The organism is Streptosporangium saharense (assembly GCF_014203715.1).
GTDB classification, from domain to species: domain Bacteria; phylum Actinomycetota; class Actinomycetes; order Streptosporangiales; family Streptosporangiaceae; genus Streptosporangium; species Streptosporangium saharense.
Map to the genome: position 1 here is coordinate 394,035 of NZ_JACHJP010000005.1, position 18,941 is coordinate 412,975.

General features: G+C 69.9%; 12 protein-coding genes. 9 read left to right on the forward strand and 3 right to left on the reverse strand.

Features of this window, described 5'->3' with window-relative positions:
• Positions 1–310 precede the first annotated feature (310 nt).
• From FHS44_RS24915 to FHS44_RS24955, 9 genes are all read left to right on the forward strand, one after another.
• Positions 311–1,138: a conjugal transfer protein gene (locus FHS44_RS24915; RefSeq protein ID WP_312863805.1), complete on the forward strand. Its 828-nt coding sequence runs from the start codon at positions 311–313 to the stop codon at positions 1,136–1,138.
• Between the two features lie 134 nt (positions 1,139–1,272).
• Positions 1,273–1,563 (forward strand): hypothetical protein, encoded by a 291-nt coding sequence (locus FHS44_RS24920; protein WP_184718685.1) that lies wholly within the window; start codon positions 1,273–1,275, stop codon positions 1,561–1,563.
• A gap of 47 nt (positions 1,564–1,610) precedes the next feature.
• Positions 1,611–4,217: a TcpE family conjugal transfer membrane protein gene (locus tag FHS44_RS42430; RefSeq protein ID WP_184718687.1), complete on the forward strand. Its 2,607-nt coding sequence runs from the start codon at positions 1,611–1,613 to the stop codon at positions 4,215–4,217.
• 84 nt (positions 4,218–4,301) lie between these two features.
• Entirely contained in the window at positions 4,302–6,794 is a 2,493-nt protein-coding gene (locus FHS44_RS24930) for an ATP-binding protein (RefSeq protein ID WP_184718689.1), read from the forward strand.
• Positions 6,791–9,163, forward strand: a complete 2,373-nt coding sequence (locus FHS44_RS24935; protein WP_184718691.1) for a type IV secretion system protein — start codon at positions 6,791–6,793, stop codon at positions 9,161–9,163. The genes FHS44_RS24930 and FHS44_RS24935 overlap by 4 nt, the downstream gene beginning before the upstream one ends.
• A gap of 2 nt (positions 9,164–9,165) precedes the next feature.
• Positions 9,166–9,813 carry a conjugal transfer protein gene (locus FHS44_RS24940; protein ID WP_184718693.1) on the forward strand — a complete coding sequence of 216 codons (648 nt, stop codon included), beginning with the start codon at positions 9,166–9,168 and terminating at the stop codon, positions 9,811–9,813.
• Positions 9,810–10,898, forward strand: coding sequence for a C40 family peptidase (locus tag FHS44_RS24945; protein ID WP_184718695.1), 1,089 nt, complete (start codon positions 9,810–9,812; stop codon positions 10,896–10,898). The genes FHS44_RS24940 and FHS44_RS24945 overlap by 4 nt, the downstream gene beginning before the upstream one ends.
• 13 nt (positions 10,899–10,911) lie before the next feature.
• Positions 10,912–11,304, forward strand: coding sequence for a (deoxy)nucleoside triphosphate pyrophosphohydrolase (locus tag FHS44_RS24950; protein ID WP_184718697.1), 393 nt, complete (start codon positions 10,912–10,914; stop codon positions 11,302–11,304).
• Positions 11,305–13,077: 1,773 nt separating this feature from the next.
• Positions 13,078–14,712 (forward strand): hypothetical protein, encoded by a 1,635-nt coding sequence (locus FHS44_RS24955; protein ID WP_184718699.1) that lies wholly within the window; start codon positions 13,078–13,080, stop codon positions 14,710–14,712.
• 543 nt (positions 14,713–15,255) lie between these two features.
• Here FHS44_RS24955 and FHS44_RS24960 read toward each other — a convergent pair.
• Genes FHS44_RS24960 through sdhC form a run of 3 tightly spaced genes read right to left on the reverse strand, consistent with a single transcriptional unit; the run spans position 15,256 to position 18,707 of the window.
• A complete protein-coding gene (locus tag FHS44_RS24960; protein ID WP_184718701.1) occupies positions 15,256–16,017 on the reverse strand; it encodes a succinate dehydrogenase/fumarate reductase iron-sulfur subunit in 762 nt (253 codons plus the stop codon).
• A gap of 2 nt (positions 16,018–16,019) precedes the next feature.
• Positions 16,020–17,912 (reverse strand): fumarate reductase/succinate dehydrogenase flavoprotein subunit, encoded by a 1,893-nt coding sequence (locus FHS44_RS24965; RefSeq protein WP_184718703.1) that lies wholly within the window; start codon positions 17,910–17,912, stop codon positions 16,020–16,022.
• 9 nt (positions 17,913–17,921) lie between these two features.
• On the reverse strand, positions 17,922–18,707 hold the full coding sequence (gene sdhC / locus FHS44_RS24970; RefSeq protein WP_184718705.1) for a succinate dehydrogenase subunit SdhC: 786 nt from the start codon (positions 18,705–18,707) through the stop codon (positions 17,922–17,924).
• Between the last annotated feature and the right edge of the window lie 234 nt (positions 18,708–18,941).

Consider the following 18,941-nt stretch of genomic DNA (forward strand, 5'->3'; position numbering starts at 1 on the left):
AACAATCGGCAAGGCGGTTAGAGTAAGTGCTTGACCATGGTTAACGGGGTCAGGAGTAATACGAGACCGCGTCAGCCGGGGGTTTGGCGCGAGCGGAGGCAAGATGGCTCGAAGGTCAACCGTCCGTGATCCTCGGATCACCGACGACCCTGAGCTGTCGGCATACCCGGGGGCGCCGCACGACCCCGAGTTCGACGGCGCTCCGGCGCGAGGACGTGGTGCGCCGACCAGGGGGCGTTGGTCCGGCGGTGGCGGTCGTTGGCTCATATGGGCAGGTCGTGCCGTACTTTGGGCGCTAATAGTGGTCATCGTGGTGAACGGGGTCCGTGCACCTTTTGAACGTCTCACCCAGCAGAACACGCCCAGTGGAGCACCGCAGGTTTCCCCGGACGCTGAATTCCCCATCGGCAAGGCGACCTCTTTCGCCAGCCAGTTTGCGGCGGTCTATCTGAATTTCGACGCCGTTCGCCTGCAGGAAAGGGCGGCGCGGCTCGCTCCCTATCTGCCCGACGGCGCCGAGCCGCAGTTCGGCTGGGACGGCCTGGGGCGGATGTCCGCCGGGGCGGTCCAGCCGTACGGCACGGAGATCATCGACAGGCAGAACGCCGTCGTGACGCTGGCCTTCCAGTCGGAGGACCGCCGTCAGCTGCTGTCGGTGCCGGTGTTCTACGACGTGGAGGCCGAAAGGTTCGTGGTCTCGGGTCGTCCCGCCGTGCTGCCCGCGCCCTCCTCGGCGAACCTGCCCGCGGTCCCGGCGGGGGAGCGGGACTCGGCCGCGGAGACCGAGCTGCGCACGCCCCTTGCCGACTTCTTCAAGGCGTACGCCGCGGGCAACAACGTCTCGTTGCAGCGCTACGCCGCCGCCGGGGTGACCCTGGAGGGCTTCGGCGGCGCCTTCACCTTCGTGAACCTCAAGGACCTCGTCGTCTCCGCGGGGTCCGGGACCACGCGGGAGGTGACCGCGACGGTCGTGTGGGGCGTGCCCGCGCGGACGACCACGTCCCTCGACTCGACCACCAACGCCGACCCCGGCGAGGCGAGCGGGAAGCTGGAGCAGGCCTACCGGCTCACCGTGGTGAAGCAGGGCGACAAGTGGTTCGTCAAGGACATCCGAGGCGCGAAACGGTCTGTGGGGTAACACATGATCGAATGGTGCCGGTCCACAGTGAGCAAACCCCCCCTGATCAGTGAGTCGGCAGTGAGCGGGTTCCCATATGCGCGTCGCGGATCCGTTATCCCCCGGGCCGTGATCATGAGCACGGAGGACGAGAAATGATCCTGAAGACCATCCTGTTGCACGCGGTCGATCTCGCCCAGCCGACGGCCCCTCCACAGGGTGTGAACACGCAGGGGCTGGCCGACTTCCTCCGTACGTTCTTCGCGCCCCTCTTCCTCGTCATCGTCTCCGTGGTGGCGCTCTTCTTCCTCTTCACACGTGAGATCACCAGGTTCGTCCAGTTCATCATCCTCGCGATAGCCATCGGAGTGATCTTCTACGTGCCCAACATCATCGAGGTGACCGCCAAGGCGATCGCGGGAGCGCTGGGCATCTCGGTGGGTTGAGACCGTGATTTAACGGTCAAAGAACGAGTGGCAGAGAGGAGGAGCGTGTGGATCTACCCACGTATACCAATATCTGGCGGATCGAAAAGCGGCTCTACAAGCTGTACGACCTACGGCTGCCGACGCCGCTGCCGATCGTCTGGATCGGTGTCTTCGTGGGTGTGGCGGCCCCCTGGTCACTGTTGCTCGCCCTCCTCGGCCTACCTTTCGACGCCCCCTGGCACGTGGTCTACCTCGTGCCGCCCGGGGTGGTGACCTGGCTCTCCACCAGGCCGGTGATCGAGAGCAAGCGGCTCACCGAGCTGCTGCAGTCGCAGGTCCGCTACATGGGCGAGCCCCGCTCCTGGTGCCGGATGGCGCCGACCGCCGAGCCCTCGGAGATCGCGCTGACCGGCCGGGTGTGGCGGGCCGACCCCCGGCCCGTGCGTGTGAAGGGCAAGGCCGCCCGCAAGGCGAAGCGCGCCGCGGCCCCGGCCGTCGCGCCCGCGGCCTCCCCGAGCCCGGTCCGCGAGGTCCGTCCCGTCGTGGCCGCTGCCGCCGCTCAGGTTCCCGTCAGGGAGCGCCCGGTCAAGGGCACGCCTCCCGTGCCACGCAGAGGTACGGCCCCGGCCCTCGGGAGCGAGGCGCCGAGCCCGGTCGAGCGGGTCTTCGCCCCCTCCGCGCGTGCTCTGCCCGAGCAGACTCCCGTCAGGGAGTTTCCCGAGCGGGTTCCGGTCAGGGAGACCGAGGTGGTCCGGGTCCAGCGGTCCCTCCCGGCCTCCGAGACGGCTCCCGAGGCCGCCCGCGCCCGGGCGTCCGCGGCGCCCCAGAGCACCGTGTCCCAAGGTGTCGTGTCGCCGGTTGTCGCGTCCCCGGTCTCCCGGGCCCAGGCTCCGGCCGCGCCCGTCCCCACGGCCCCTGAGCCGAAGGCCGCCGAGCCCGTGGCTCCCACGGCGGTGGAGTCCACGCCCGCCTCGACGACTCAGGACGCGCCGATCGGGCCGGAGGCGTTGCGGCGGCTGCGCAGGCTCGCCGCCGTCACCGAGGCCGAGCGCGCCGCCGCCTTCCACGCCGAGCCGCCGCCCGTGGTCGAACGGTCCACGCCCGTCGCGCGACCCGACGAGCCGGAGCGGCAGGCCGTACTTCCCGAGCTTCCCCAGCGGGCCACTCCCGCTCCGGCGACCGAGGCCCCGGCTGAGGCCCCGGCACCCGAAGCGGTGGCTCCCAAAGCCCCCGCTGCCGAGCCTGAGGCTCCGGCTCGGCAGGTGCCCGTGAACGTGCCACCCGCGACCGCCTCGCCGAGGGACGCCGCGCCGGTGGACATCCCGGCAGGGGCCGACGAAGGGGTCCGTGCCCAGCACCGCAGAGGCCAGCCCGTTCCCGCGGAGCAGTTCGCGGAACGGCGACGCCTGGCCGAGGAGCAGCGGATCGCGCAGGCACGCGCCGAGGAGCAGCGCGCCGTACAGGCACGTGCGGAGGAACAGCGGGAGGCCGAGGAGCGGCGGGCCAGGCAGGCGCGCAGGGGTCAGGACCGGCTGGTCGCCAGGGCGCCGAAGGCCGAGCAGATCCCCCAGGTACGGCGGAGCCAGGAGCAGCAGGTCCCCGGGGACCAGCGGCGGCCCGCCCAGCGGCAGGGACCCCCGCAGGGTGTCTCGATCAGGGCGGTTCCCAGCGAGCCGACGGCGGGCCCGGCGCCTGTCGTGCCACCGGTCCCCGTGCCGAGGCCGGGACAGACCGAGGCCAAGGTCCGCCGGGTCGAGTCGGTCGTCGGCAGGGACTCCGCGGGTGGCTGGCGGCGTCTGGCCCAGGTCGTCATCGGGCCGGGTGCGGGCCGTACGGACGGATCGGAGATCGACGAGGCGCGGGCCAAGGCGATGTTCACCGGCAGCCGCAGGGTGGTCGTGCTCGGGTGCACGGGCGGCGCGGGCCAGACGACGACCGCTCTCATGCTGGGCCACACCCTGGCCAGGCACCGTGAGGACCGGGTGCTCGCGGTCGACGCCAACACCGGTGCGAACGCCCTGTCAGGCCGGATCCAGGCGGAGTCGCCGGAGACGCTGACCTCCCTGCTCGCGGGCCTCGACTCGGTCAACGGCTATCTCGGCATGCGGGCCTACACCAGCCGTTGCGCCTCCGGTCTTGAGGTCCTGGCGGGGGACGCCGACTCGGGTGCCGAGCAGCGGCTCTCCGACCGGACGCTCTTCTCCGACCGGCGGCTCGGCAGGACCATGGACCTGCTGGACCGGCACTACAAGCTGGTGGTTGTCGATCCGGCCGCCGCGCTGGCGGCTCGGGTGCTTCCCTACGCCGACCAGCTTGTCCTGGTCGTCCCGGCCAGCGAGGACGGTCCCGACGCGGTCGCCATGACGTACGAGTGGCTTGACGGACATGGCTGCGCCGATCTGCGCAAACGCGCGATCATGGTGGTCAACGGAGTGAGCCGTCGCAGCATGGGTGACGTCGAGCAGGCCGAGGCCGTCGCCAGGGGACGGTGCCGGGCGATCGTGCGGGTGCCCTGGGAGGACGAGCTGGCTCCGGGAAGGTCGGAGCGGGTCGAGCCGTCCCACCTGCGCGCTCCAGGGCGCAGGGCCTACCTCGCGCTGGCCGGGGTCGTGGTCGCGGGCTTCGGGACGGCGCAGGCGGTTCGACCGAGCGAGGAGGAAGTGGCCCAGTGATCCCCCGGGCGCGAGAACGGGCGCGAGAAGACAACGAGGTGCTCAGGTGAACCCCCGAGAAGTCGTGTCGGTGAGGGGGCACGGGTGAGCCGCTCTTCGCGGGCGCGCAACCGCCTGGCCGTCCGCTACTTCGACGACAGGATCCTGCTGACCGACACGTCGGTCTGGGCGTATTTCCGGTTGCCCACGGTCAGCTACGAGTTCATCACTCCCGAGGAGCGGGAGGCGCTGGCCACCAACATCACGATCGCGCTCGCGGCGATCAGGATGCCGGACGCCGAGGTGCACCTGCGGGTCGCGCACCGCACCTACCCGGCGGCCGAGTGGGCGATGGCGCTGGACGCCACCTCCGACGAGGGGCCTGGCTGGCGCGACTACCTGGAGGAGATGTACCGGCACGTCTGGGCCAAGGACTTCTGGACCAAGGAGGTCTACCTCGGCGTACGGCTCGGCGCCCGCGGCAGGCAGCTCGGCACCGGGGTGCTGTCCCAGCTGTTCGGCTTCTACCAGCGCGGTGAGAAGGTCCTGGGCATCGAGGACGACCACGTCCCCAAGGCGGAGATCACCCGGTGGAGCGACCAGGCCGAGCGCCTCGGCCGCGCCCTGTCGTCGAGCGCGCTGTACGCCAGGCACGCCACCTCGACCGAGGTCGCCTGGCTGTTCCAGCACGCCGCGACCGGCTCCCTGGGCGATCCGCCCCCCTCGGCCAGCCCCAGGCGGCAGTGGGGGAGGGGGGAGATCGAGTCCCTCGTCGAGGGGCAGATCCACAACGGCAGGTCGCTGCTGCGGATCGAGCAGCCGGACGGCGACTCCTACGTCGCGCACCTGTCCTTCGCCCGCTTCCCCGACCTGATGCCCTTCCCGGACGGCGAACCGTGGATGCACTTCGCCGACCAACTGCCCTTCCCCGTCGAGATCAGCTCAAGGATGCGGCTGATCTCGCCGATCAAGGCGAGTAAGGACGTGGCGCGCAAGCTCGCGCACGCCCGCGACATGGACATCCACATCCGCGAGGCCGGAGCAGAGGCGCCACTGGCGCTCGCCGAGCAGATCGACGCGGCCCGGATGCTCGAACACGGCATCACCAAGGAACGCCTGCCCTTCGTGTACGGCTGGCACCGGCTGATGGTCTCCGCCCCGACGGAGGAGATCTGCGTGCAGCGGGTCGAGGCGGTCGTCGAGCACTACCGTGACATCGGCATCGACATCGTCAACTCGACCGGCGACCAGTTCTCGCTGTTCTGCGAGGCGCTTCCCGGGGAGAAGGTCAGGGTCAACGCCTACGCCCAGCGGCAGCCGCTGCGCACGATCGCGGGCGGTATGGCCACCGCGACCGTCGATCTCGGCGACCGGGTGGACGAGGGCAACGCCGGGTGGATGGGTCCGTACATCGGGGAGACCCTGGGCAGGGCCCGCAGCATCGTGCACTTCGACCCGCTGGTCGCGGCGACCCGCAACCGGCCCACGGCCATCGCGATCACCGGTGAGCCTGGCGGCGGCAAGACCACGCTGGCCCTGATGATGATCTACCAGATGGCGCTGCGCGGGGTGACGGTCGCGGTGATCGACCCCAAGGGCGACGCCGACTCCCTGGTCCAACTGCTGCGGGCGCGGGGCAGGAAGGCACGGGTCATCCCGCTCGGCTCGGCGGCGCCGGGCCTGCTCGACCCGTTCTCCTTCGGCGACGACATCGCGGCCAAGAAGACCATGGCCAGCGAGACGCTGCGGCTGCTGCTTCCCCGGATGTCGGAGGAGCGCGAGTCGGCGATGATCCAGGCGGTCGCGGCGGTCTCCGGCAGGCCGGATCCTTCGCTGGGCAAGGTCGTCGACTTCCTCGAACAGACCGAGGACGCCGCCTCGAAGAACCTGGGCGCCGTGCTGCGCTCGATGTCGGAGATGCACCTGGCGCGGCTGTGCTTCGACCCCTCGGGCGGTGACCAGATCGACACCGAGGGCTGGACGACGGTCTTCACGCTGGGGGGCCTGACGCTCCCCGACGCCTCGACGGGCCGCGACGACTACTCCTACGAACAGCGTCTGTCCGTGGCGCTGCTCTACCTGGTCGCGCAGTTCGCCAGGGGACTCATGAACGGCCTCGACCGCAGGACGCCGAAGGCGATCTTCCTGGACGAGGCGTGGGCCATCACCTCGACCCCCGAGGGCGCCAAGCTGGTACCCGAGGTCAGCCGGATGGGGCGTTCGCGCAACACCGCGCTGGTGCTGGTCTCACAGAACGCGGGCGACCTGCTGAACGAACAGGTGACCAACTGCCTGTCGTCGGTGTTCGCCTTCAGGTCCACCGAACGGGTGGAGGTGGACCATGTCATGTCGCTGCTCGGGGTCGAACCCTCCGAGGAGCACAAGGCGGTGCTGCGCTCGCTGGGCAACGGCGAGTGCGTCTTTCGGGATCTGGACGGGCGCGCGGGCCGGATAGGGGTGGACCTCATCTCCGATGAGCTGCTCCGCTGGTTGGACACGAATCCGACCCACGACAAACCCGACGAGAACATGCATGATCTTTCCGGGGGCGACAGAGTCAGTAGGCCGGGGGCCACGGCGCTGGAGGTACGGTCATGAAGGGCTCCCGCGAGGGCAGCAGAAACACCCGCAAGAGACGACTACGCAGGCGGATAGCCGTCACCCTGGTGGCCCTGGCCGCCTTCTTCGCCTTACCCCTGCTGGTGCCGACGGGCGGCTCGACCGCCGTCGCCGCCGGCCCCTGCGACCTCTCTCCGGACCTGGCCCCCGAGATCGTGGGCTCGGGCGTGGACGGTCTGGTCAAGGCGCCGCCTCCGGACGCGCCGACGGCGGGCACACCGGCAGCTGTGCCCACCTCGCCACCGTCCCCCCTGGCGCCCGACGCCGCCCCGCAGAACAACTACGCCCGGTACGGCACGGGCGGCCAGTTCTGGCACACCTACGGGCTCGGCTGCGGCGACGTCGCGGCGGTCATGGGCAACATGACGGCCAACACCGTCTTCTCCTGGGCCAAGGCTCTCGACCGGCTGACCATCACGACCTACCAGGCGGCGGCGACCGAGGGGCCGCTTGAGTCGATCAAGGGCGTCGTCGACGACATCGTGCGCAACCTGGCCGACGCGATGTACTGGCCGTACCTGCGGCCCATCGTCATCCTCGGCGCCATCTGGCTCGCGTGGTACGGCCTCATCCGCAAGCGGGCGACCACGACGGCGGAGGGCATCATCTGGATGGTCCTGGCCGTCACCGTGGCCGTGTGGTTCTTCAGCCGCCCCGGCGACTTCACCGGCATCGGCAAGACCGTGACGGACAAGACCGGAGAGATCGTCAACTCGGCCTTCTCCAATTTGCCCAACGCGGGTGGTGCCTCCTGCCTGGCTCCCAAGGATGCCGCCAATCCCCAGGCGAAGCCCGGTGGTTACGGCCAGACCGGCGTCCCCGGCGTCGACCAGAACGCCGAGGCGCTCTGGTCGACCCTGGTGTGCAAGCCGTGGCTGATGGGTGAGTTCGGCACCGCCGACCCCAACGCGCCGGTGGTGAAGGTTTTCGGTGCGAAGCTGCTGGACATCCAGGCCCTGGACGTGGCCGAGCTGAAGGCGAACCAGACCCCCAACACCAATGCCCATCAGGCAAGGTACGAGGAAGAGGTCGCCAGCAAGCTGGAGAACACACCCATCTTCTTCCTCTTCCAGGGAAAGGATTGGACAAGCAGGCTGGGCATCGCGATCGGCGCCCTGATGGCCGCGATGGTCGCGGGTTTGTTGATCTTCCTGGTCGCGGTCTCGCTGCTGGTCCTGAAGATCGGGTTCCTGCTGCTGCTGATTCTCGCCCCGGTCTTCCTGCTGATCGGCGTCCATCCGGGCTCCGGACGGATCATCGCGATGCGCTGGGTGGAGATGCTGATCGGCACCCTGCTCAGACAGGCGGTGCTGGCCCTGGTCCTGGGTGTCCTGGTGTACGGCTACGCCCTGATCATCGCCACCGAGCTGCCGTGGGGCATGCAGGTCATGTTCATGGCGCTGATGACGATCGCGGTGTTCTTCTACAGAAAGCCGTTCCAGCACCTGTTCTCCTCGATGGACGGGCACACGTTCACCACGCGCATGCTGGGCGAGGCGGCCTCCGCGCCGACCCTGCAGCGCGCGGCGGGGGTGCTGCCCCCGGTCGCGGCGGCCAGGGTCGGCCGCTGGGGCATGCGCAAGGCTGAGCCCGTACTGCAGGCGGCCGCCCTGGCGGGTGGTGCCTCGGTCGCGACGGCCGCCGCCGCGGTCGCCCAGGGCAAGGTCAGGGGCGAGGAGGGCGAACGGGGCACCGGCACGCCGTCGGGCACCCGGGTCCCGGCCGGCGCGCAGCCCGCGCCGCTGGACACCGAGGCCCAGTCAGGCAACCGGCGCAAGGGCGTCGGGCGTCCCGTCACCGCGACCCGCGCGGGCGCGGCGCCGCCGCTCAACCTCTCCGGTGGCGCCAACGGCTCCTCCCCGGCCAGGGCGGGTACGGCAGGCCGCGGCACGGGTTCCGGCTCGGGCGGCTCCGGTGCTTCCGGGGGCGGCTGGTTCGGCGGGGCGTCGGGCGGGTGGGCCTCGCGGGGCTCCTCGAACGGTTCGTCCACGGGCAGGTCGTCGGGCGGCGGCCGGTCCTCCACGCCGTCCTCGGGCGGCAGGTCGTCCGGTTCCTCCGGTGGCGGCCGGTCTGGCGGTGGCCGTTCCGGTGGCGGTCTCTTCGGCGGTGGCGGCGGCAACGGTGGCGGCGGGTCCCGGCGGGCCGAGCCGAGCCCGCGCGGCTCCTCCGGTGGTTCCTCCAGGTCGGGCAGCAGCGTCTTCGGCTTCTCCGGCTCGCGGAACGACGCGGGACGTGGCAGGTCATCGGAGGCGCCGCCGCTCTGGCTTGCCAGCAGACCGGAGCGTGACAGGCAGGCAGGGGAGGCGGCGCCGTTCTGGCTGCGTGCCTCGAATCCCGATAAGGACTGACAATGGTCGAGGGCAGGCGGGGCATCGTCTTCGCGGTGCTGGTCGCGATGCTCGCACTGGTCGGTATCTACCTGACCATGTGGCCAAGCTCGGGCGGCGGCGGGCAGGAGCCCGCCGCCGAACCGGCGGGCGTGAGCCGTACGACGCGGGGGGAGGCCGAGCCGCCGCACGCCGAGGCGACGGCGAGCAACGCGCCCTTCGACGTCTACTCCTATCTGCCGATGACCAAGCAGGAGCTGGCCGCGGCGGCCGACTACGCCCGGCGGTTCACCGTCGAGTACGGCACGTTCAGCTACGACGAGCAGCCCTCCGCCTACGGTGACCGGCTCAGGAGCTACACCACGTCGGAGTTCGCCGACGTGCTGCTGCGCACGGTCACCTCGCCGGGCACCATCGCGGCCAACACCGCCGACCAGGTGGTCTCCGTGGGGTCGGCGAAGGTCAAGGAGATCAGGCAGGTCCAGCGGTCCTCGGTGATCTTCGTGGTCACCGGGACCCAGACCGTCACCGCGAAGAGCGGCGCCAAGGAACGCACCGCCGACTACGCCGTGACGGTCGTCGAGCTCGGCACCGAGTGGCGCGTCCACGACCTGCAGCCCGCCGACGAGGGACAGGACGGAGACGACCAGTCCTCGGGCGCGGTCGGATGAGAGGGAACAGGCGGGTCCGTCTCGCGCTGATCCTGGCCGTCGGGGCGCTGTGCCTTTTCATGCTGAGCATGGCGCCGGTGCTGATGATCGGCTCCTTCCCGTCCTTCACCGGCGGTGAACTGCCCGACTGCAACGACAGGGCGCAGTCGGTCAGCGACGAGTCGCAGACCGCGACCTCGGACATCCCCGCCGAGTACCTCAAGCAGTACCGCGCGGCCGCCAAGAAGATCGGCGTGCAGTGGAACGTGCTCGCCGGGATCGGCAAGCGGGAGACCGACCACGGGCGCTCGACGCTGCCGGGGGTCAGCAGCGGCACCAACTACGCGGGCGCCGCGGGGCCGATGCAGTTCCTGATCAGCACCTGGGGCGGCAAGGCCAAAATCAAGATCCCCTCGACGTTCAACGGCTACGCCTCCGACGGTGACGGCGACGGCTGGGCGGACGTCTACAACCCGGCCGACGCCATCCTGGGCGCCGCCAAGATGATCAAGCACAACGGTGCGCCGGAGAACGTGCGCAGGTCGCTGTTCGTCTACAACCGGGCCTGGTGGTACGTCGACCAGGTCATGGAGATCGCCGAGCGCTACGCCAAGGACGGGGCCGTCAGCGTGCCGCCGCAGGCCGACGAGCTGTGCGACGAGCCGCTGCTCGCGGCGGCCCCCTCGGGCACGGTGTCCGGGATCATGGAGTACGCCCTGGCCCAGCGCGGCAAGCCGTACCTGTGGGGCGGCACGGGACCCGACGCCTTCGACTGCTCGGGGATCATCTACATGGCCTACCGCAGCGTGGGCCTGACGATCCCGCGGACGACCTTCGGGCAGTGGCCGTTCGGGATCAAGGTCCCCGCGGGGCAGGAGCAGGCCGGTGACCTGGTCTTCTTCAACGCCGGACCGGGCACGGCCGCCGACCGGCCCGGCCACGTCGGCATGGTGGTCTCGCCGGGCAAGATGGTCGAGGCCCGGTGCCGTCTGTGCGGGCCGATCAAGGTCACGACCTACCGGGACCGTACCGGCATCGTCGGTTTCACCCGGCCCCTGGCCAATCCCCAGATCCTTGAGCAGCTCAGATTGAAGGAGCTGGGCTGACACAATCGGGCTCATGGACAAGGTCGTTGTGGGAGCCGCGATCGTCGACGGCAACGGAAGACTGCTCGCCGCACAGCGCGCCGACCCTCCCGAACTCGCGGGCGGGTGGGAGTTTCCCGGGGGAAAGGTCGATCCGGGGGAGGACGACCACACCGCGCTGATCCGGGAGTGCAAGGAGGAACTCGGCGTCCTGGTCGCGGTGAGGCAGCAGGTCGGCGGTGACTGGCCGCTGGCGGGCGGCTACGTGCTCCGGGTCTGGCTGGCGGAGATCGTCGAGGGGGAGCCCGAAGCCAGGGAACACCTGGACCTGCGCTGGCTGGCTGGTCACGAGCTCTACGACGTGCCGTGGCTTCCTGCGGACCTGCCGATCGTGCGAGCCGTACAAGGTCGGCTCGGCGGGGGTTGATCGGTTACCCGGTGTGACATAAAACCACTGGACGTGTTGTCGCGTGTCCGAATCGGGGGATCGGAGAGATGCGGTGACGGGATGGTGGCGGCGTGCCCGGATCATGTCGGCTGTCGGGGCGGGGACACTCGTTCTCGGCGCGGGATCGGTGGTCCACGCGGCCGGGGTCGGCGATGCCGTACCTGAGGGGATGGCGGGGTTCCGGCTGTGGCTGAGCGGGCCGGGGAGCGACGCGCGGCTCAGGGTGGTGACGACGGCGGGTACGGAGATCCGGTCCATCGGCTGCTTCGCGCCGGTCTCCGGGGGGCGGGCTTCTGCGGGAGGGGTTCCTGAAGGGCGGTTTCCTGGGGGGCGGCCTTCGGAGGGGCGGTCCTTCGAGGGACGGCTTCCTGAAGAGGGGGTTTCCGGGGGGCGGGTCTCTGAGGGACGGCTTTCCGGGGGGTGGCGGGAGTGTCTTGTGGGGGAGGTGGGCGCGCGTACGGCCGTTGACGTGCTGCTCAGCGCGCCCACGGCCGGGGACGGGCTCGTCGGGCTGGTCGCGACGCTGCGGATGCGAACCCCGGAGGGTGAGTGGGTGACCCGTACGGCCAGCGGCCTGGGGGCGGTACGGCCCGCAGAAAGTGATCTTGGCGAGGCTGGCCTTTCGACGCGGCGGGATCCCGTGGGGGTCGAGATCGAGCCGATCACCTGGGAGGACGCCGGGGCTCAGGGAGCTGGTGTTCCCGGTTCGGTGGGAGGGGCGGGGACGCGGGATGTTTTGGGCGCGTCCGGCGTGGCTGAACCTGTCGGTGGGTCGGGTGTCTCGGGTTCGCGGGGTGCGCCAGGAGAGCTGAGGGGAACGGGGGCTTCGGGTTCGCGGGATGTCTCCGGTGTGGCTGGTGCTTTGGAGGGTCCGAGGGCGTCCGGTGTCTCTGGCGTTTCCAGTGGGTCCGGTGACTCCGGGGCGGCTGGTGCTTCGGGAGGTCTGAAGGCGCCGGGCGGGCGTGGTGAGACGAGCGTTCCCAGTGGCTACGGGGCGGTTGGTGCTTTGGGGAGTCCGAGGGCGCCCGGTGGGAGTGATGAGTCGGGCGTTCCCAGTACGTCCGGTGGGTCCGAGACGGTTGGTGCTTCGGGAGGTCCAAGGACGCCGGGTGAGGGTAGCGAGTCGAGCGTTCCCAGTGGGGCCGGTGGCTTCGAGGCGGTTGGCGCTTCGGGGGGTCCGAAGGTGCCGGGTGGAAGCGGTGAGGTGGACGTTCCCGGTGCGCCTGGGGAGGCGAAGGTGGGGGCTCGGCCGTACAAGGTCGGGAAGCGGGGTCGGGACGCTGGGCGGGGGGCGGTGATCTCCGGGGCTTCGGTCTCGGCGGGGATGACCGGGCAGGTGCCTCCGGTGTGGAACGGGCAGGCGGACGTGCTTGCGGGGCGCACCGGGCAGGTGCCTCCGTTGGGGAACGACCCCGGCCTGAGGATGCCGTTGGCGGCGCCGACCACTGTCGCGCCCGCGATCGCGGCGGAGGTCCCGCCGCCGGGTGCGCCGCTGCCCCAGGATGTGGACGGGCCCGGTCAGGAGATCGAGCCGGTGGCCCTGTGGACCCCCTCCTTGACTGGTGCGAGTGGATTTCCCGTGGTGGGGGGTTCTGTCGGCGGTCTGCTCGGTCTCCTGTGGTTGCAGGCGCGTATTCAGCGCAGACGCGGTACGCGGTAGGTGTCACGAAACAGGGGTTTGTTATTCCTTTTATCCGACTAGTATTTCCTTGACTTGACTGGGCTTGTATAGGGAATCCTCGGAGGGCACCTGTGAGGCGATCACGGCGTGCGGCGACCGTCTCAGCCGTCCTGGTGTCGGTGGGAGTGTGCGCGGGGCTGGTGGTCGCCAACGCGCCGTTCGCGAACCGGACCCCATCCGGGGTGACCCGGCTGCTCGCCGCCAACCCCTCCGAGATCCCCGGGTGTGAGATCGACCCGTCCGGGCCGTGCGAGGAGGAGCCGACACCGGTCGTCACCGTCACGGTCACCAGCGAGCCGGAGCCGCCGCCCCCCTCGCCCACTCCGCAGAAGACGGTCACCACCACGGTCACCGTGACGCCGACGCCCAAGCCCAAGAAGACCAAGAAGACGCAGACGACAACCGCCCCCGTGGTGCCGCCCGTCGTCGTGCCGGTCCAGACGCCGACCGCCGCGCCCGTGGTCCCCGAGACGGTGGAGACGCCCGAGCCGACGCCCTCTGAGCAGGCACCGGTCTTCCCCAGCACCGAGGACACCCAGCCGACCCCGGCCCCCGTGCCCACCCCCACGCCCGCGCCGACCGAGAGCGCCACGTTCGAGGACAGGGAACCGGCCTCGGTTCCCTACGAGATCCGCAACGCGGGCTCCGACTTCGACGCCGCCGGGCTGAGCCAGCGGCTCGGCATCCCGGCGTTGGTTCTGGCGCTGCTGGTGCTGTTCGCCGTTCTGATCTTCGAGGGCAGGCTGCGCCGTCTGGCCCACGCCTCCGCCGTACGCAGGGCCGGGCCGCGTGTTCCCGGCGCCGGTCTGGACCCGAGGTTCTACCCGCAGGGTGCCGCCTACGCGCCGCCGCAGGGCCTGCCGCCCACGGTCTATCAGGGCGGTACGGCCTACGCCCCGATCATCAGCTTCGTTCCCATGCAGATGTACGCGCCGCCCCACCCCGAGGGCTACGCGCCGGAGCAGTACGAGCAGCCGACGGCCTACATGCCCGCCCCCGGCCAGGAGCAGCCCTTCGGGCAGGAGCAGCCTCCGGGGTACGGCGAGCGGCGGCCTGAGGAGTTCACCGGCCAGGTTCCCCAGGACGGCCAGACCCTTCCCGCGACGCCGTTCCCCCAGGGGTCGGAGCGCTTCGACGGCCCCCTCCCGCAGGACTTCCCCGGCACCCCGCAGGGGGACCTCCCGGGGGCCTCGAAGGGAGACTTCCCGGGAGCCACGCAGGGAGACTTCCCGGGGGCGCCGTTCCCACAGCGGCCTGACGAGTTCCCCGGCACGCCGTTCCCGCCCGGTGACTTCCCAGGCCCGGTCTCCCTGCCGCAGGGAGACTTCCCTGGGGCGCCGTTCCCGCAGGAGCCGCCGGGCGGTCGCCGTCCCTTCGGCCTCGAACCGCTGCCGGGCACCAAGCCCGCGGAGGCCCGGCGTCCCTTCGGTCTTGAGCCGCTGCCCGGCACCAAGCCCGAGCCCCCGGCGACCCGGCAGGAGCCGCAGGGCGGCCGTCGTCCCTTCGGACTGGAGCCGCTGCCTCCCGCCAAGTCCAAGAGGGGCAGGTCGAAGGGCGCCAAGGAGGCTCCCAAGCCCGAGGCGCCCGGCCCCGAGGTCTCCAACTTCGAGAAGCCCGGCTCGCCCGGGGAGGGAACCGGCACTGCGGTCTATCCCCTTCCCGGGGAGACCGGCAAGAAGAAGCGCGGTCTGTTCCGCAAGAAGTAGTCACCCGGCCCCCGGGCAGCCGCTCGGGGGCATTCGGTGTGAAATAGCTGGTCAAGGGCGATATTTCCGGGCTTGCCCGGCCCGATAATTCACCAGCATTTTTCCGGATATGCCCTGACAAGAAATGGCCGGTCAGAGCCTTACCTGCCCAACAATCCGCAGGTCGTACGGCGTCGCCCCCGGACAGCGGGACACGGCCCGGACGTGGTTCGGCGGAGGCCAAGGAGGCTGCGAGCCGTACGGCATCGCCACGCGTGCGGTGGAACACGGCCCGGCAGGCGCGGCCCGGTGGGAAGCGGTCCGGTGGAGGACGACCCGGCGAAGCCGCATGCCGTACGGCGTCGCCACGTCGGCAGAAGGATGAGCTGATGAGCCGCGGGCCGTGCGGCGCGGCTACCCGGACGGGTGGACGCGGCTTGGCGGACGCATGCCGTACGGCGTCGCCATGTTGATGGGTGGGACGCGGCTTGGGGGTTGCGGGCCGTACGGGCCGGATGTGCCGAGGCGCCGGTCGTGGGGTGACCGGCGCCGGGGGCAGGGGGGTCAGCTCTTTGAGGTTGACCGCTTGAAGATCTTGTTGCCGAGCCAGACCAGCGGGTCGTACTTGCGGTCGACGACCCGTTCCTTCATCGGGATCAGCGCGTTGTCGGTGATCTTGATGTGCTCGGGGCAGACCTCGGTGCAGCACTTGGTGATGTTGCAGTAGCCCAGGCCGTGCTCCTCCTGCGCGGAGTCCTTGCGGTCGGCCACGTCGTAGGGGTGCATGTCCAGCTCGGCGATCCGCATCAGGAAGCGCGGACCGGCGAAGTTGGGCTTGTTCTCCTCGTGGTCACGGATCACGTGGCAGACGTTGTTGCACATGAAGCACTCGATGCACTTGCGGAACTCCTGGGACCGCTCGACGTCGATCTGCTGCATGCGGTACTCGCCCGGCTGCACGTCCGCGGGCGGGGTGAAGGACGGGATCTCGCGTGCCTTCTGGTAGTTGAACGACACGTCCGTGACCAGGTCCTTGATCACCGGGAACGTCCGCATGGGCGTCACGGTGATCGTCTCGTCCTCCGAGAAAGTGGACATCCGGGTCATACAGCCCAGGCGTGGCTTGCCGTTGATCTCCATGGAACACGAGCCGCACTTGCCGGCCTTACAGTTCCAGCGGACCGCCAGGTCGGGGGTCTGGGTGGCCTGGAGCCTGTGGATGATGTCGAGGACGACCTCGCCCTCGTTCACCTCGACGGTGAAGTCCTCAAGCTTGCCCTCGCCGCCCTCGCCTCGCCACACACGGAACTTCGCCTTGTAACTCATGGTTACTCCTTGACCAACGCGTCGAAGTCGGCCAGCTCTTCCTCGGTGATGTACTTCTTCAGCTCGGCCCGGTCGAAAAGCGTGATCAGGTCGTCGCGCATGGGAGGCTGCACCTTCTCCTCGACGGACACGCCGGAGCCGTCGGGGGAGGCCGCGCACACCAGGAGCTTGCGTCGCCAGTCGGCCGACATTCCGGGGAAGTCGTCCCGGGTGTGGCCGCCGCGGCTCTCCTCACGGATGAGAGCCGCCTTCGCGACGCACTCGGAGACCAGCAGCATGTTGCGCAGGTCCAGGCAGAGGTGCCAGCCGGGGTTGTAGATCCTGCTGCCTGCCGCGCCGACGCCCTGGGCCCGCTCCCTGAGCTTGCCCACGGCCTCCAGAGCCTCGGTGACCTCCTGGGCGTTGCGGATGATGCCGACGAGCTCGTTCATCGTCCGCTGGAGCTCCTGGTGGACCTGGTAGGGGTTCTCACCGGTGCGCTCAAGCGGGGCCAGCGCCTCCGCCTTCGCGGCCGAGACCGCCTCCTCGGTGGCCTGCGGCCTGGCGGCGAGCCCGTTGACGTAGGCGGCCGCTCCGGCGCCCGCGCGGCGGCCGAAGACCAACAGGTCCGACAGCGAGTTGCCGCCGAGCCGGTTGGAGCCGTGCATGCCGCCGGAGACCTCGCCCGCGGCGAAGAGGCCGGGGACGTCCGCGGCGCCGGTGTCGGCGTCAACCTCGACGCCGCCCATGATGTAGTGGCAGGTCGGGCCGACCTGCATGGGCTCGGCGGTGATGTCGACGTCGGCCAGCTCCTTGAACTGGTGGTGCATCGACGGCAGCCGCTTGATGATCTCCGCGGCGGGGAGCCTGCTGGACACGTCGAGGAAGACGCCGCCCTGGGGTGAGCCGCGTCCGGCCTTCACCTCGGAGTTGATGGCCCTGGCGACCTCGTCACGGGGCAGCAGCTCCGGAGGACGGCGGTTGTTGGCCTGGTCGGTGTACCAGCGGTCGCCCTCCTCCTCGGTGGTGGCGTACTTGTCCTTGAAGACGTCGGGGATGTAGTCGAACATGAAGCGCTTGCCCTCGGAGTTGCGCAGCACGCCGCCGTCACCGCGGACCGACTCGGTGACGAGGATGCCGCGGACCGAGGGAGGCCAGACCATCCCGGTCGGGTGGAACTGGATGAACTCCATGTTGATCAGCTTCGCCCCGGCCAGCAGCGCCAGCGCGTGGCCGTCCCCGGTGTACTCCCAGGAGTTGGAGGTCACCACGTAGGACTTGCCGATGCCGCCGGTGGCCAGCACGACCGCGGGGGTGTCGAAGACGATCAGCTTGCCGTTCTCGCGCCAGTAGCCGAAGGCACCGGCGATGGCGTCGCCGTCCTTCAGCAGCCGGGTGATCGTGCACTCCTGGAAGACCTTGATGTACGCCTCGGGGTCGCCGTGCAGCCGCTCGTCCTCCTGCTGGAGGGCGACGACCCGCTGCTGGAGGGTGCGGATCAGCTCAAGGCCGGTACGGTCGCCGACGTGGGCGAGCCGGGGGTACTCGTGGCCGCCGAAGTTACGCTGGCTGATCTTGCCGTCCTTGGTGCGGTCGAACAGCGCGCCCCAGGCCTCCAGCTCCCAGACCCGGTCGGGGGCCTCCTTGGCGTGCAGCTCGGCCATCCGCCAGTTGTTGAGGAACTTGCCGCCCCGCATGGTGTCGCGGAAGTGCACCATCCAGTTGTCGGCGCTGTTGACGTTGCCCATGGCCGCTGCGGCGCCACCCTCGGCCATGACGGTGTGGGCCTTGCCGAACAGCGACTTGCAGACGATCGCGGTGCGCTTGCCCTGCTGGCGGGCCTCGATGGCCGCCCGTAGCCCCGCCCCGCCCGCGCCGATGACGACGACGTCGTATTCGTGACGCTCGATTTCCACTGGTGATCCTTATGCGAACGGGAAGTTGACGATGCCCTTGGCGACCAGCCGTACGTAGAGGTCGGCTCCCATGACGGTGAACATCGAGATGAGGGCGAGCTGCTGGTGCTTGGCGTTGAGTTTGGAGACGAAGCCCCAGGCCCTGTAGCGGACCGGGTGCTTGGAGAAGTGGTTCAGGCGCCCGGCCGTGATGTGACGGCAGGAGTGGCACGACAGCGTGTACAGGTTGATGAACACGGCGTTGATCACCAGGATCAGCGTCCCGAGCCCGAGCGGCTTCTCCACCAGGGCCAGCACCGCGTCCCAGGCGAGGACCAGGCCGATCAGGATCGCCGCGTAGAAGAAGTAGCGGTGGATGTTCTGCAGGATCAGCGGGAAGCGGGACTCACCGGAGTACTTGCTGTGCGGCTCGTTGACGGCGCACGCGGGCGGCGAGAGCCAGAACCCGCGGTAGTAGGCCTTGCGGTAGTAGTAGCAGGTGAAGCGGAAACCCGCGGGCAGGACCAGGATCAGCAGGCTGGGCGACAGGGTGTACCAGTCGCCGAACGGTGCGAGGCCGAACAGGCGTGCCCCCTCGGGGCAGCTTGTGGCCAGGCACGGGGAGGAGAACGGCGCGATGTACGGTGCCGCGAAATAACTGCTGTCGAAAAGCGTCCACGTGGCGTAGACGAGAAATGCCGTGAAGATAAGGAAGGTGACCAGTGGATAGCGCCACCACTGGTCGGTGCGCAGCGTGCGCTCCTTGATCTGCGCGCGCTGCCTTCTGGCCGGGCTCTCGGCCGTTGTCTGGGTCATCGGAGACCTCTCCACCTCCCACGGACCCCCGCTGCTCACCGGAGGGGTCCGGGTCGTTTCAGTTGTCCGCGCACCGCGCCGTGGTCGCGCCGGATCACCGTGCGCGCGCTTGTTGGTGGGGCTACGTTACGACGCTGCTACCCGCTCATGTGAGAAGCGTCACTCACATTTTCCGTCACCCGGTGTGATTCCTGTCACGTTGGTCAGGAGCGGGGAATAAGGACGTCATGTTCC